The organism is Acinetobacter sp. 24-47-66, assembly GCF_056779755.1.
Window position 1 is genome coordinate 1 of the sequence record NZ_JBWYIL010000013.1, and the last position, 13,822, is coordinate 13,822.

Annotated in this window: 10 protein-coding genes; 7 read left to right on the forward strand and 3 right to left on the reverse strand. The window is 38.7% G+C overall.

Going from position 1 to position 13,822, the window contains the following annotated elements; genetic code table 11:
• The first annotated feature begins 543 nt into the window (after positions 1-543).
• The 3 genes from AC1M84_RS11475 to AC1M84_RS11485 all read left to right on the forward strand — a co-directional run bounded on the left by AC1M84_RS11475 (position 544) and on the right by AC1M84_RS11485 (position 3,962).
• Positions 544-1,995: an aldehyde dehydrogenase family protein gene (locus AC1M84_RS11475; protein WP_481595013.1), complete on the forward strand. Its 1,452-nt coding sequence runs from the start codon at positions 544-546 to the stop codon at positions 1,993-1,995.
• A gap of 370 nt (positions 1,996-2,365) precedes the next feature.
• Positions 2,366-3,850 carry a sodium-dependent transporter gene (locus tag AC1M84_RS11480; RefSeq protein ID WP_481595014.1) on the forward strand — a complete coding sequence of 495 codons (1,485 nt, stop codon included), beginning with the start codon at positions 2,366-2,368 and terminating at the stop codon, positions 3,848-3,850.
• A 1-nt stretch (position 3,851) separates the two neighbouring features.
• Entirely contained in the window at positions 3,852-3,962 is a 111-nt protein-coding gene (locus AC1M84_RS11485) for a methionine/alanine import family NSS transporter small subunit (RefSeq protein ID WP_081403317.1), read from the forward strand.
• 93 nt (positions 3,963-4,055) lie between these two features.
• Here the strand turns inward: AC1M84_RS11485 and rsmB are convergent, their stop codons facing one another.
• Positions 4,056-5,351, reverse strand: coding sequence for a 16S rRNA (cytosine(967)-C(5))-methyltransferase RsmB (gene rsmB / locus AC1M84_RS11490; RefSeq protein WP_481595015.1), 1,296 nt, complete (start codon positions 5,349-5,351; stop codon positions 4,056-4,058).
• Positions 5,348-6,310 carry a methionyl-tRNA formyltransferase gene (gene fmt, locus AC1M84_RS11495; protein WP_481593775.1) on the reverse strand — a complete coding sequence of 321 codons (963 nt, stop codon included), beginning with the start codon at positions 6,308-6,310 and terminating at the stop codon, positions 5,348-5,350. Before fmt ends, rsmB begins: the two co-directional genes overlap by 4 nt.
• Positions 6,311-6,691: 381 nt before the next feature.
• On the opposite strand from fmt, the gene ilvD reads away from it, so the two are divergent.
• The 4 genes from ilvD (at position 6,692) to AC1M84_RS11515 (ending at position 12,256) form a co-directional block, all read left to right on the forward strand.
• Positions 6,692-8,521, forward strand: a complete 1,830-nt coding sequence (gene ilvD, locus AC1M84_RS11500) for a dihydroxy-acid dehydratase (RefSeq protein WP_081403313.1) — start codon at positions 6,692-6,694, stop codon at positions 8,519-8,521.
• Positions 8,522-8,778: 257 nt separating this feature from the next.
• Positions 8,779-10,101, forward strand: coding sequence for a hypothetical protein (locus tag AC1M84_RS11505; protein ID WP_481595016.1), 1,323 nt, complete (start codon positions 8,779-8,781; stop codon positions 10,099-10,101).
• A complete protein-coding gene (locus AC1M84_RS11510) occupies positions 10,094-10,381 on the forward strand; it encodes a chorismate mutase (protein ID WP_035270424.1) in 288 nt (95 codons plus the stop codon). Before AC1M84_RS11505 ends, AC1M84_RS11510 begins: the two co-directional genes overlap by 8 nt.
• Before the next feature lie 171 nt (positions 10,382-10,552).
• Complete coding sequence (locus AC1M84_RS11515) at positions 10,553-12,256, forward strand: putative bifunctional diguanylate cyclase/phosphodiesterase (RefSeq protein WP_092768001.1); 1,704 nt, start codon at positions 10,553-10,555, stop codon at positions 12,254-12,256.
• Positions 12,257-12,312: 56 nt separating this feature from the next.
• On the opposite strand, the gene AC1M84_RS11520 is transcribed toward AC1M84_RS11515, so the two are convergent.
• Positions 12,313-13,608 (reverse strand): solute carrier family 23 protein, encoded by a 1,296-nt coding sequence (locus AC1M84_RS11520; protein ID WP_481593772.1) that lies wholly within the window; start codon positions 13,606-13,608, stop codon positions 12,313-12,315.
• Positions 13,609-13,822 lie beyond the last annotated feature (214 nt).

Here is a 13,822-nt window from a genome sequence, read left to right on the forward strand (position 1 = left end):
TCAGAAGTGAAACCTCTTAGCGCTGATGGTAGTGTGGGGTTACCCATGTGAGAGTAAGTCATCGCCAGCTCATTATTCTAAACACCCCCTTCAATAGAAGGGGGTGTTTTTTTATGCAGTAAAGAAAAAAATAAACAAATAAAATTAAGGGAAATGCATGGGGTACTGGAATATATCCGTTAAATACATTTTTAATCTTAAAATTGAAAAAAATAATCATATAGACGATAAATTTTATGTCTTGAACAGTTATAGCAACCTCTCTTATCCATCTGATGCTCAAATTCATAATGTATGATTAGTCTCTATTGGTATACCTGTGTACATAGAAAAATGATCGCATAATCAATTGGTCGTGGTTGTATTTTAATGCTTTAAATAATGAGTGACTAAAATGCATGCGAGATGCAATAGAGGCATTTACATAATAAAAAGTAAGAGTGAAAAATATATTACTTAATTACTCATGAACAGAAGTTGCTTGAGAGGTCATGATATAGTGAATTTAAAAGTTTTAAATCCGAATATATTTAAGGATACGCGATGACCAATTCAGAAAAAAAAATTGAGTGTGATTATTCTCTTTATGTTGCCTCTAAAGCATCCCAAACAGGTCAATGGCTTGAAGTAAAAGATAAATTTAGCCAAAAAACATTTGCCCGAGTAGCCTTAGCAGATGCAAATACTTTAGAAAAAGCAATCCAATCTGCAATTGATGCAGAACAGGCAATGGCAAAATTAGAACCATTTCAAAAGCAAAAGATTTTATTACATTGTGTCAAACGCTTTGGCGAAATGAGAGAGGAATTAACTGCAATTCTGATTGCAGAGGGTGGAAAGCCATTAAAAGCAGCTCAGGCTGAAGTTGAGCGTCTTATAAATACCTTTCAAATCGCTGCTGATGCTGTTACACAAATGGACGATGGGCGTTTAATGCCATTGGCTGTGACAGCTGCTACACAGGGTTATACAGGTATGATTAAACATGTTCCGATTGGTGCTATATCATTAATTAGTCCTTTTAATTTTCCACTTAATTTAACTGCTCATAAAATTGCACCTGCAATTGCAGCAGGGTGTCCTTTCGTACTGAAACCTGCGTCACTTACACCAGTTTCTGCTCTAAAAATTGCAGAAGTATTGGCGGAAACTGATTTACCTCAAGGTGCATTTTCAGTTTTACCTTGTCCTCGCGAACAGGCAGATATCTTGGTAACCGATGACCGATTCAAATTACTCAGTTTTACTGGATCGGATGAAGTCGGTTGGGATATGAAAGCACGTGCTGGTCGAAAAAAAGTCACCTTAGAGCTTGGTGGAAATGCTGCTGTTTTAATTGAACCTGATACTGAAATATCTGATGTGTTAATTGATCGTCTTATTGGGGGAGCTTATAACCATGCAGGTCAAGTTTGTATTAGTGTCCAAAGAATTTTAGTCCATGAAAATATTTATACGGATTTAAAGAAGAAATTAATTTCCAAAATTAAAAAAATCAAAGCGAGCGATCCAAATTCAGACTTGACCTTATGTGGCCCTATGATCAAGGAGGGAGAAGCTAAAAGGCTTAAAAAATGGGTCGATAAAGCGGTAAAGAAAGGCGCCAAAGTTTTAGTCGAAGGTCAGGTAAAAGGGGCTTTATTTGATCCAATATTGCTAGAAAATGTTGATACGTCTTTAGAAATTTATAAAGATGAAGCTTTTGGGCCAGTAGCTATTCTAGAGAAGTATAAAGATTTTGAAAAAGGCATTGCTACAATTAATCAAAGTCGATTTGGTCTACAAGCTGGCGTTTATACACAAAGTCTGAATAAAATGATGTATGCGTGGAATCATTTACATGTAGGTGGTGTCATCATTAATGATATTCCATCATTCCGTGTGGATAACATGCCTTATGGTGGTGTTAAAGATTCAGGTCTAGGTCGAGAAGGGATTCAATCAGCAATTCGAGATATGCAAGAAGAACGATTGCTTGTGATTAAACAAGGATAAATTATTATTTATGTTAAAAGGAGCATAACGCTCCTTTTAAATTATTTAGTTTAGATTAACGCTGTGATTTAAAAATAAACATATTGAGTTAAAATTAATCAATAAGAATAAAAAAATGATGAAACACAGTTTTTTCCTGAATTAATTACAGAAAAATCTGATTAAAAGCGCTATTGTTAATTCATTAAACATCCTTTATTTCATCTTTCTTTAACCAAGAATATTAAATAAGGGGTGGTTTGTAATTCGAAAAAAATGCTCAAAAGGCCATTTCTGATTCAAACAACAAAATTTTAATGGTATGCAATTACTTGCGAGATAACATCAACAATAGCAGTAAGCGTGTACCCATTTACGGATTAGGTACTATATGACAGCTTCACGTGAAAATTGGAGCGCCAGATCAGGTTTTATTATTGCAGCTATTGGTTCTGCAGTAGGTTTAGGCAATATTTGGCGTTTTCCCTATGTCGCATATGAAAATGGTGGCGGGGCATTTTTAATCCCTTATCTGGTTGCAATTTTTGCTGCCGGTCTTCCACTTTTATTTTTAGATTATGCAGTTGGACATAAATACCGTAAGGCCCCACCTACAGCTTACAAGAAGTTGATGAATGGTGAATCATTGGGTTGGTGGCAAGTCGCTGTGACATTAATTATTGGTATTTACTATGCCAGTGTATTGTCATGGGCGGGTAGTTATATGTTCTACTCATTTGGTCAACAGTGGGGAAGTGATACAGAAAAATTCTTTTTCACCACCTATCTTCAGAATGGTGAAGGCTTAGCATTTGGATTTGTTCCGACCTTATTTATAGGTTTGGTTGTCGTTTGGGCGATCGTTATGTTCATCCTGTATGGTGGGGTGAAGAAAGGCGTGGAATTGTCGAATAAGATCTTTATGCCCTTGTTGGTGGTTTTATTTACGATTCTCGTGATTCAAGCTATTCGTTTACCAGGTGCTGTCCAAGGTTTAAATGCATTCTTTACACCAAACTGGGAAGCGATGGGCAACTATAAAGTGTGGTTAGCTGCATTTGGCCATATCTTTTTCTCGTTATCCGTTGGTTTCGGGATTATGTTGACCTACGCTTCGTATTTGAAGAAAAAAACGAATTTAACTGGTTCTGGACTAGTCGTTGCTCTTGCAAATTCATCTTTTGAAATTTTAGCTGGTATTGGGGTATTTGCAGCATTAGGTTTCATGGCCTACAGTGCGGGTGCTTCAGTTGATGATGTGGTATCTGGTGGTATTGGTTTAGCTTTTATCGCTTTCCCTAAAATCATTTCAAGCATGGGGGCTGGCGGAGACTTATTTGGCTTCTTGTTCTTTGCATCTTTAACAGTTGCAGGGATTACATCCATGGTCAGTATTCTTCAAGTTCCAATCGCAGGTTTTCAAGACAAGTTAGGATGGTCTCGTAAGAAGGCTGTGACAATTATTGCAGGTGGTTCAGCAATTGTTTCAACTTTATTGTTCTCAACTCACAGCGCGATTACCTTTGTCGATATTATCGATTACTTTGCCAATAATATTGGTATTGTCGCGGGTGGCTTATTATCAATTGTATTGGTGTCATGGTTCCGTCGACCATTGTTAAAGCAACTTCAAGAGCATGTAAATCAATATGCTAGTATTAAGCTAGGTGTTGGTTGGAACTTCATGTTGACGATAGTCACGCCAATTTCATTGTTAGCTGCGTTATTGCTAACTTTGAACTCAATATTTACTGAAGGCTATGGCGGTTATCCAATTGAGATTCTATTGCCAATTGGTGGCGGTGTAGTTGCAATCTTTGTATTCTGTGCGGTTGTTTTTAGTCGTCTAAAAGACAATGGACCTGAGGAGAAATAAGATGAATACTTCTGCTTTAATGATGCTTATTATCTCAACAGTGCTGTTATGGGGTGGTCTTATTTTAGCCATGATTCATTTGGCAAAAAACCCAGATGAGCTTGAAGATTAAACTACTTCAGATCAATATTAAAAAAGCCATGACACGAGTCATGGCTTTTTTATATGTCGGTAAATTAGAAATAAACTATCTTAAAAAATAGCATTAAATCTTTTGAATTAAACAATAATAGAATCCATCACCATGACCTTGTTGTGGCAATAACTGACGGCCGTGGATTTGTTCAATTCCCCAATTTACATTTAATTTGATTTCTTGAGCATCTGCATGCGTGTTGAAGAAATCAATCATTTGGTGTTCATTTTCAGCTTTCAAAATCGAGCAGGTAATATAAAGCATTGATCCGCCAACTTTGAGTTGTAGCCACATGTGATTCAGAATTTGTTTTTGAAGTTCAACCGTTTGTTGAATATCGGTAGATTGGCGAAGTAAACGAATATCTGGATGACGTCGTACAACTCCAATAGCAGAACACGGTGCATCAAGAATAATACAGTCAGCCTGTTCAGGTGCAGACCATACCGTAGCATCAGCAGTGAGTATTTCCACTGGAGCATACTGATTAAGTGCAAGACGCTCTAAGTTTTCACTTACGCGGCTTAAACGCTTTGTGTCGTGATCGATCGAATACAGCTTTTTAGGACGATAACACTCTAAAATATGTGCTGTTTTTCCACCTGGGGCCGCACATGCATCAATTACGATTTTATCATCAAGATTTGGCAACAAGGTCGCGCAAAGTTGAGCATGTTCATCCTGAACAGAAAAACCACCTTCTTCAAAGCCAGGGAGGTGAGGAATATGCACGGATTGATCTAAGATAATGCCGACATCGGACCATTCACATGGATGAGCATCAATCCCTTCTTCATCAAGAATATCTAAATATTCCTCACGGCTTACCTGTCGTTCATTTACACGTAGTGTCAAAGGCGCAGCCAGTTTAAGCTCAGCTGAAAGCATTTCAAGATACTCTGGCCAATCTTTTTTCAAACGCTTAAATAGCCAACTAGGTAAACCATGGGCTTGGTCTAATGCTTCGCCGAATTCTTCAGTTTCACGTGAAACACGACGTAGAATCGCATTCACGACGCCACTTAAAGCCTCAAAACCAAGTTGTTTGGTGGCTGTTACCGTTTCTGAGATAGCCGCATGTGCTGGAATACGCGTGCAAAGCAGTTGATATAAACCTAAATATAGGCAGCTTTCAACGGTTTCATTGTTGAGCGGTTTAGTCAAAAGAGGGAGAGTAATTGCTTTAAGTGCATGCCATTGGCGTAAAGTGCCTAAAGTCAATTCATGAAATAAGGCCCGATCACGCTCACCAACCAATGAAAGATGTTGGGAAAGAACAGAGGTGAGGGATTGCCCATTCTGAACGGCTAGTAATGTTTTAATCACATGTCCGCGTAAATTTAAATGAGAAGATTGTTGGCTCATGCGAAGATCTGTCCTGGCTGCAATTTTTGACTTTGTAGAATTTGTGCAGCATTGAGCGCTTTACCGCCTGGCCACTGAAGTTGAGTGAGGCAAATCACTTGATGATCACCACACACAACGTGAACACCATCCTGATCGACAGCGATGATTTCACCGATTTGTTGAGTTGATGGAGTGAGTGAAGAAAGTTTCGAATTCCAAATACGTAAATTGTTGGTTTCATCAATAGGAGTGAAAGCTACGGGCCAAGGATTGAAAGCACGGATATTTCGATCAATCGTCACAGCATCATTTGCCCAGTTAATTTGAGCTTCAGCCTTCGACAGTTTATGTGCATACACTGTAAGTGATTCATCTTGAACTTCACGTGTATCTAAATAATGCTTTAAAGTGTCTTCACTTTCTAAAACAGCGAGAGTGGCTTCAGCCCCTTGTTGAGCCAGTTTATCATGTAAGGTTGCGGAAGTATCTTCAGCCGTAATAGGACAGATCGTTTTAAACATCATATCACCAGTGTCTAGACCAGCTGCCATTTTCATGATCGTAATACCTGTTTCAGTATCACCTGTCGCGATAGCACGTTGAATAGGGGCTGCACCTCGCCAGCGAGGCAATAAGGAACCATGAATATTCAAGCAGCCGTATTTAGGTGTATCCAAAACGACTTGAGGCAAGATTAAACCGTATGCTGCGACCACCATCACATCAGCATTGAAAGACTTGAGTTCAGCTTGAGCAGCCAAACCGTCCTCAGTCGACGATTTAAAATGTAAAGGTTGGTAAACAGGAATATTGTGCTCAAGCGCCAATTGCTTTACCGCTGACGCTGTCAGTTTTTGTCCACGTCCTGCTTTACGGTCTGGCTGCGTATACACAGCAACAATTTCATGAGAAGTCTTTAGCAAAGCTGCTAATGCACTCGCTGCAAATTCAGGGGTTCCCGCAAAGATGATTTTCACTCAGACACTTCCAAAACAATATAAAGAACATTATATGCCAAAAGCGATTTTCGCCCAAATAAGGTCGTAATTTGAAACGTTTTCATGTGCATGTTGTGCTTAAGGTGTGATTAATAAAATTTATGTATTTTTAAAAAAAGATTCATGAAAGTTTTGTATTACGATTTCAGATAAGGGTTTATAGTAGATCACATCTCTTACATCGATTTAGATCGTTGAGGGCAAATCAGACCTATACGAACAATTGCAAGCAATGGTTAACTGTTAATCAGAAAGCTGTCATAATAGAAGTAAGGTTCAACTGATTTAGCCTTATATTTCAGTATCATTTAGCCAGATTGAATATATATTCATCGAGCTCAGCTTAAGTTGGAAATAAAAATGCCTGACTATCGTTCGAAAACATCAACACACGGAAGAAATATGGCGGGTGCACGTGGCTTATGGCGTGCAACTGGAATGAAAGACGAAGATTTTGGCAAACCAATTATTGCAGTAGTCAACTCATTCACACAATTCGTACCGGGTCATGTGCATCTTAAAGACTTAGGTCAGCTTGTTGCACGTCAGATTGAACAAGCGGGTGGTGTAGCTAAAGAATTTAATACAATCGCAGTAGACGACGGTATTGCAATGGGTCACGACGGAATGTTGTATTCATTACCATCGCGTGACTTGATTGCTGACTCAGTCGAATACATGGTCAATGCACACTGTGCAGATGCAATGGTTTGTATCTCGAACTGTGACAAAATCACACCAGGGATGTTGATGGCGGCAATGCGCTTAAACATTCCTGTGGTGTTTGTTTCAGGCGGCCCGATGGAAGCTGGTAAAGTCCAAATTCGTGGTGGTGAACAAGCGATTGACCTTGTGGATGCCATGATTGTTGCTGCAGATGACAACTACACAGATGAAGAAGTAAAAGCATACGAACGTTCTGCATGTCCAACTTGTGGTTCATGTTCAGGGATGTTTACTGCAAACTCAATGAATTGTTTGACAGAAGCATTAGGTTTATCATTACCGGGTAATGGTTCAACACTTGCAACGCATGCCAACCGTAAAAAACTATTTGAGCGTGCGGGTCAGTTGATTGTTGAAATCACAAAACGCCATTACGAACAAAATGATTACAGCGTATTACCACGCAACATTGCCCCTAAAGCTGCTTATGAAAATGCCATGACTTTAGATATCGCGATGGGTGGTTCTACCAATACAGTACTTCACTTATTAGCGGCTGCGCATGAAGCAGAAGTTGATTTTACAATGGACGATATCGATCGTTTATCACGTAAAGTGCCTGTACTGTGTAAAGTTGCACCTGCGGTTAAAAATGTTCACATGGAAGATGTCCACCGTGCAGGCGGTATCATGTCGATCCTTGGCGAACTAGACCGTGCAGGTTTGTTAGATACTTCTGTACCAACCGTACACGAAAAAACATTAAAAGACGCTTTAGATAAGTGGGACATTATTCGTACTGAAAATGAAGAGGTATATAACTTCTATAAATCAGCACCGGGCGGTGTACCAACACAAACAGCATTCTCACAAGACCGTTACTACACACGTCTTGATGGCGACCGTGAAAATGGCGTGATTCGTAATGCAGAACATGCTTTCTCTAAAGACGGCGGTTTAGCAGTCCTTTACGGTAACATCGCACTTGATGGCTGTATTGTCAAAACGGCTGGCGTTGATGACTCAATTTTGAAATTCAACGGTACAGCACGCGTATTTGAAAGCCAAGATGATGCAGTTGAAGCAATTTTGGGCGGCAAGATCGTAGCAGGTGATGTGGTTCTGATCCGTTACGAAGGGCCACAAGGTGGTCCGGGTATGCAAGAAATGCTGTATCCAACAAGCTACTTAAAATCAAAAGGTTTGGGTAAAGACTGTGCGCTTGTGACTGATGGTCGTTTCTCTGGTGGTTCATCAGGTCTTTCAATTGGTCACGTGTCTCCAGAAGCGGCTGAAGGCGGTGCAATTGCATTGGTTGAAGATGGCGATCGTATCGAAATTGATATTCCAAACCGTACGATTCACTTAGCAGTTGCTGATGATGTATTGGCAGCGCGCCGTGAAGTGCAAGAAGCTAAAGGTTGGAAGCCTGCGAAAGAGCGTCCACGTAAAGTATCTAAAGCACTTAAAGCGTATGCAATGCATGCAACAAGTGCTGCAAAAGGTGCGGTACGCGATATCTAATCTGCTTATAAACTAGATCAATCATGATTCAAAAGCATCCTTCGGGATGCTTTTTTAATCACGAAAAGTTTGAATTTCATCTGAAAGCGTCAATTACATTAATGACAATATTTGATAGAAAGGTCATAAATATTGATCAATTCTCTTTGTCTTGATATAAGTTTTGCTCGCGTTCAAACTTTTTTAGTTTAGAAAAAGCGATGAATTCGATACTTTGAGCACATAATTTACCAGTAAAATCATCTGAGGCACATCTCATGTCATTGTTACGCCGTTGGTTTGATCCGCTACGATCGAGTTGGTTTTATCAGAAACCAAATCGTCAAGAGGTCTTGTCAACTGAGCAGGGTTTAACGATCTATCTTCGTTTAGATGATGTGTATAGTTATCTTGCAGTCCAGCAATTGGCACAATTAAATGACATTTTAAAAGATGAAATTAAGCCTTTAAAAATTGTTATCTCAGATACTGGTGCTGAAGCTCCAAATGATATGAGTCCTGAAGAGTGGCAAGATTACAGTCTACGTGATGCCCAAATTTTAGCGTACCAGCATCGTTTCGGATTCGATAATGAAAAGCCTGAAATACCAAGTGCTGAAGCGATTCAACAGGCAGAAACGATTTTACGAAATACCCCATTAACAGGTGAAAATTTTCTCTATTTATTGGAAGATGTCTTCCATATGTTGTGGCAACAGCAGTATGGAAAATTACGTACTTTGTATGTCATGGCTAGTCGACATCGAAAAGAACAACAAATCGCTGAGCGAACTTTTGATCACACGCCAGTTTTAGCAAGTTTTTTTGAGCTCGGTAATCGTCGGTATCATGCGGTAGATGATTTATTAAGATTGACCCGCCGTTTAAAACAACAAAGACTCTTGACCGGTAATCCTATTTTTCTCATCAATCATATTGAGTGGCGGGAACACCTAATGAATGATGCTGAAGAATTATCTGAGATTCAGGCGATGAATCCTGAGTTAGACCTCTATATTGCATTAGAAGATCCGATCTCTTGGTTATTATTAGCTTATATTAAAGAGGAACTTGCCGATTATTACGATATCCAACTTACCGTTTATCCATTGCAATATCAGGGACGAGATTTATTTGATTGGAGTTTGGCAACGCGTTTATCTAAACGAACAGAAGTAAAATTTACGCCGTTTTGCCGACCGACTCAGCAGGCGACATATGAAATAGCACGATTGTTTTACAGTGTGCCTGAGGATCAACGTCTTGATGCAATGTATGAAATCTTGCAGGCTGTATGGAGTAAAGGTAAAGATCTATCGTATCGACCTCATATTCAAGCCTTAAAACAGAGCTTGAATATTACGACGCTCACTGAAGAGTCGATCAGTCAAAAGCTAGAAGAAAATCAATTACTCTGTGAGATGAAATCACAACCTGATTTACCAGTGCTTGAGCTTCGTATCGATGGAAAGAGTTATGTGTTTAATAGCTTATATCGTGTATGGATGATTGAAAGTATTTTCAGTAATGTGTTAGAACAAAAGTACAAAAGTGAAAATGAATCTGAACACAGGGATACCGAATCAATTGAAAATCAATAAAGAAAAATGCGAAACCCTTCAGCAAGCTCGAGCACAAATAGATTCAATTGATCAAGCCATAACAGAATTAATTGGTTTACGCCAATATTACGTAGATCAGGCAGTGCGATTTAAAAGAACTATCCAAGATGTACAGTCACCTGAACGTGTTGAAATAGTGATTGAAAAAATACGTGAATTGGCTACAAAGAATGGTGTAGATCCATTACTCATGGAAAAAATATATCGAGAGATGATTCAACACTTTATTCAAAGAGAGTTAAAAGAAATACGACCATAATAGTCGGAATTCTTAATAAGAATGAGGAACTTAGTTTCCTCTTTTATTCATTGAAATTTACAAAATATATAGCCGATTTGTGAACTGGTTCAACAAAGCTTGGTGTTACAAAAAATAATATTAAGTTAACATTTGGATACATCACTTTTTAGACTGACGGTCGAAGGCGCTATGGATACCCAGTTACAATTAGAAAAAATAGTCAAGGATCTTGAAAACTATAAAGTAGCCATTGATGCACATTCAATTGTAGCCATAACAGATGCACGTGGCGTCATTACTCATGTCAATGAGAAGTTTTGTAATATCTCACAGTATTCTTATGAAGAATTGGTCGGATCAACACATAAAATTATTAATTCAGGCTATCACCCGAGAAGTTTTTTTAAATATATGTGGAAAGCCATTTCGAGTGGAGAAATTTGGAAAGGCGAAATTTGTAACCGAGCTAAAAATGGTTCTTTATATTGGGTTGAAACCACGATTGTGCCGCTTAAAGATAATAATGGCGTTTTACAAAACTATATCTCCATTCGAACTGATATCACACAGCTAAAAAATTCCGAAGACCATGCACGTTATATGGCATTACATGATGAATTAACGGGATTGCCTAACCGCCGTTTTATGCAAGAACGCATGTTGGAGGTGATTGAATCATGTAAACAAAATGGTACACATAGTGCACTCATGATGTTGGATTTGGATAACTTCAAAAATATTAATGACACGTTAGGACACGATCGTGGAGATGACCTACTCAAAATGGTCTCGGTGCGCCTTATGGAGTGTGTGGCACAGCAGAATGCAATTGTCCGTCTTGGTGGAGACGAGTTTTTAATTATTCTTTCAGATTTAGATCCAGATGAAACGATTGCTAATCAAGCAGTGATGCAAATCGCTGATAAAGTTCGTGCTGCATTAAATGAGCCTTTCGTATTAAAGGATAATAAAATCCATACTAGCTCTAGTATCGGAATTTTTATTTTCCGTAATTCAAAATTGCCAAAAAATGAGTTGCTTAAGTACGCCGACATGGCGCTGTATCAAGCTAAAGAAAATGGTAAAAATTGCATATGTGTTTTTGATCCTGAAATGGAACAAAGTGTTATTGCTAAAGCTGCTTTATTAAATGATTTAAGATTAGCTTTATTACGAGATGAGTTCCAACTTTATTATCAGATTTTAGTAAATCGTGAAGAGGAAGTGATTGGGTATGAGGCCTTGCTACGTTGGAGTCATCCTGAACACGGTTTGATTTTACCAGGTCGATTTATTGAAGAAGTGGAGAAAACTGATCTCATACATGATGTTGGTAATCGTGTATTAGTATTAGCATGCCAACAGTTAAAAGATTGGAGCCAATACCCAGAATCTTCAAACTGGACGATTTCAGTCAATATTAGTGTCGAACAATTCCGTAAGACTGACTTTGATAAAAATGTGCTTCGGATTATTGATGAAGCAGGAATTGATCCAACATTATTACGTTTAGAACTTACTGAAAGTATGTTCTATACCGATATGCATAACTCAATTGAGAAAATGAAAAAGCTCATCGAGCGTGGATTAAGATTCTCTATGGATGATTTTGGAACAGGATATTCTTCATTGAATTACCTCAAAATGCTTCCACTGGATCAACTCAAAATTGATCGTTCATTTGTAGAAAATATTGTCGGTAATCCACGCGATATTGCTATTGTGAAAACGATTATTGATTTAGCACAAATTCTCGATCTGAATGTGGTGGCAGAGGGTGTAGAAACTGAAGAGCAGTTCCAAGTTCTGAAAGAAAATGGCTGTAATACGTTTCAAGGCTATTATTTTGGTCGACCTCAACCGATTGAAAAAAATCTTAAAATACTTAATTAGAATAAAAAATTAAAAAAGAGAGCATTAAGCTCTCTTTTTTTATATGCGATAGATTTTTAGTTAGACTTTCCACCTAAGCTAAAGAACCAATTCAGGAATAATGCAGCAAAGGTAGCCGTTCCAATACCACCTAAATTGAAGCTACCAAATTGAAGCGCAAAGTCACCAGTACCTAAGATCAGCGTGATCGCAGCAATCATGAGGTTTTTATTTTTAGAGAAATCGACACGATGTTCGATCCAAATTTTAGCACCAGCTATGGTAATTAAACCAAACACCACAATTGATGCACCTGCAAGAATCGCAGTTGGAATGGTTTGAATAATTGCACCAAATTTTGGTGATAAGCCAAGGAAAATTGCGAATACACCTGCGATGGCGAAAATAATCGTGGAATAGACACGTGTCACAGCCATCACGCCAATATTTTCCCCATAAGTGGTCATGCCTGGAGCACCTACACCACCGGCTAATGATGTTGCAACACCATCGGCTACAAACGCTTTACCAATATGTGGGTCTAGATTTTCACCAGTCATGGCAGAGACTGCTTTGATGTGACCTAAGTTTTCAGCCACTAAAATTAAAGCTACAGGAGCAATGATGAGCATCGCGTCCGTACTCAACTCAGGAGCATGAAAGTTAGGCAGACCAAACCATGCAGCTTGTGTAATCGGCGTGAAGTTAATTGGAGTACCGTAACCCATGATATTCGTAATAACAAAGTATACGATATAAGACAGCACCAAACCCACAAGTAAAAGTAGGCGTTGTAGCATCCCTTTGGTGAATACTGCAATTGAAGCCATACACATGACAGTAATCAATGCCATCCACATATTAAATGGATTACCCGCGACACTTTTTACCGTTACCGGTGCAAGATGCAGACCGATGATCATGACCACAGAACCTGTTACGACAGGAGGCATGAGCTTTTCAATCCATCGAGTACCTGTTGCCATCACCAGAAAACCAATTAAGGCATAAAGGACACCACAGGCAATAATTCCCCCAGCAGCTAATGCAATATTCGCATTTGCTCCAGCACCGGCATAGCCCGTTGCCGCGATGACTACACCAATAAAAGCAAAGCTTGAGCCTAAATAACTGGGCACTCGACCGCCAGTGATGAGGAAAAATAACAGGGTACAAATACCTGACATTAATATAGCAAGATTAGGATCAAAACCCATTAATAATGGTGCTAAAACTGTCGCACCAAACATGGCAAAAGCATGTTGAATGCCAAGAACTACACTTTGCGCAGGAGGTAAATATTCGGTCGTGCCAACAGGACGCGTATCAATATCATCCGTGAAGGGACGCCATTTAGGAAACCAACTGGTCATAAAGTGAGCACTCAATAGTTAAATTGTGCACATCATACGCCTGTTTTATGAGAAATCATCTGTTTCTTGAAAAATTATTAAAACTAATGGTCTGACTTTTATTGAATTTTTACCCATCGGTAAAAAAAATATGTTTTAAAAATAAAGTAAAATCAGCCTATTGCAATTCAGCTATATCAAAAAAATCTATATCCATATTGAGTAAAAAATTTAT

Coding starts and splice junctions, on each gene's coding strand:
- AC1M84_RS11485 (WP_081403317.1), top strand. CDS start 3,852: ATGAATACTTCTGCTTTAATGATGCTTATTATCTCAACAGTGCTGTTA.
- AC1M84_RS11515 (WP_092768001.1), top strand. CDS start 10,553: ATGGATACCCAGTTACAATTAGAAAAAATAGTCAAGGATCTTGAAAAC.
- AC1M84_RS11520 (WP_481593772.1), bottom strand. CDS start 13,608: ATGACCAGTTGGTTTCCTAAATGGCGTCCCTTCACGGATGATATTGAT.
- AC1M84_RS11505 (WP_481595016.1), top strand. CDS start 8,779: ATGTCATTGTTACGCCGTTGGTTTGATCCGCTACGATCGAGTTGGTTT.
- rsmB (WP_481595015.1), bottom strand. CDS start 5,351: ATGAGCCAACAATCTTCTCATTTAAATTTACGCGGACATGTGATTAAA.
- AC1M84_RS11480 (WP_481595014.1), top strand. CDS start 2,366: ATGACAGCTTCACGTGAAAATTGGAGCGCCAGATCAGGTTTTATTATT.
- ilvD (WP_081403313.1), top strand. CDS start 6,692: ATGCCTGACTATCGTTCGAAAACATCAACACACGGAAGAAATATGGCG.
- AC1M84_RS11475 (WP_481595013.1), top strand. CDS start 544: ATGACCAATTCAGAAAAAAAAATTGAGTGTGATTATTCTCTTTATGTT.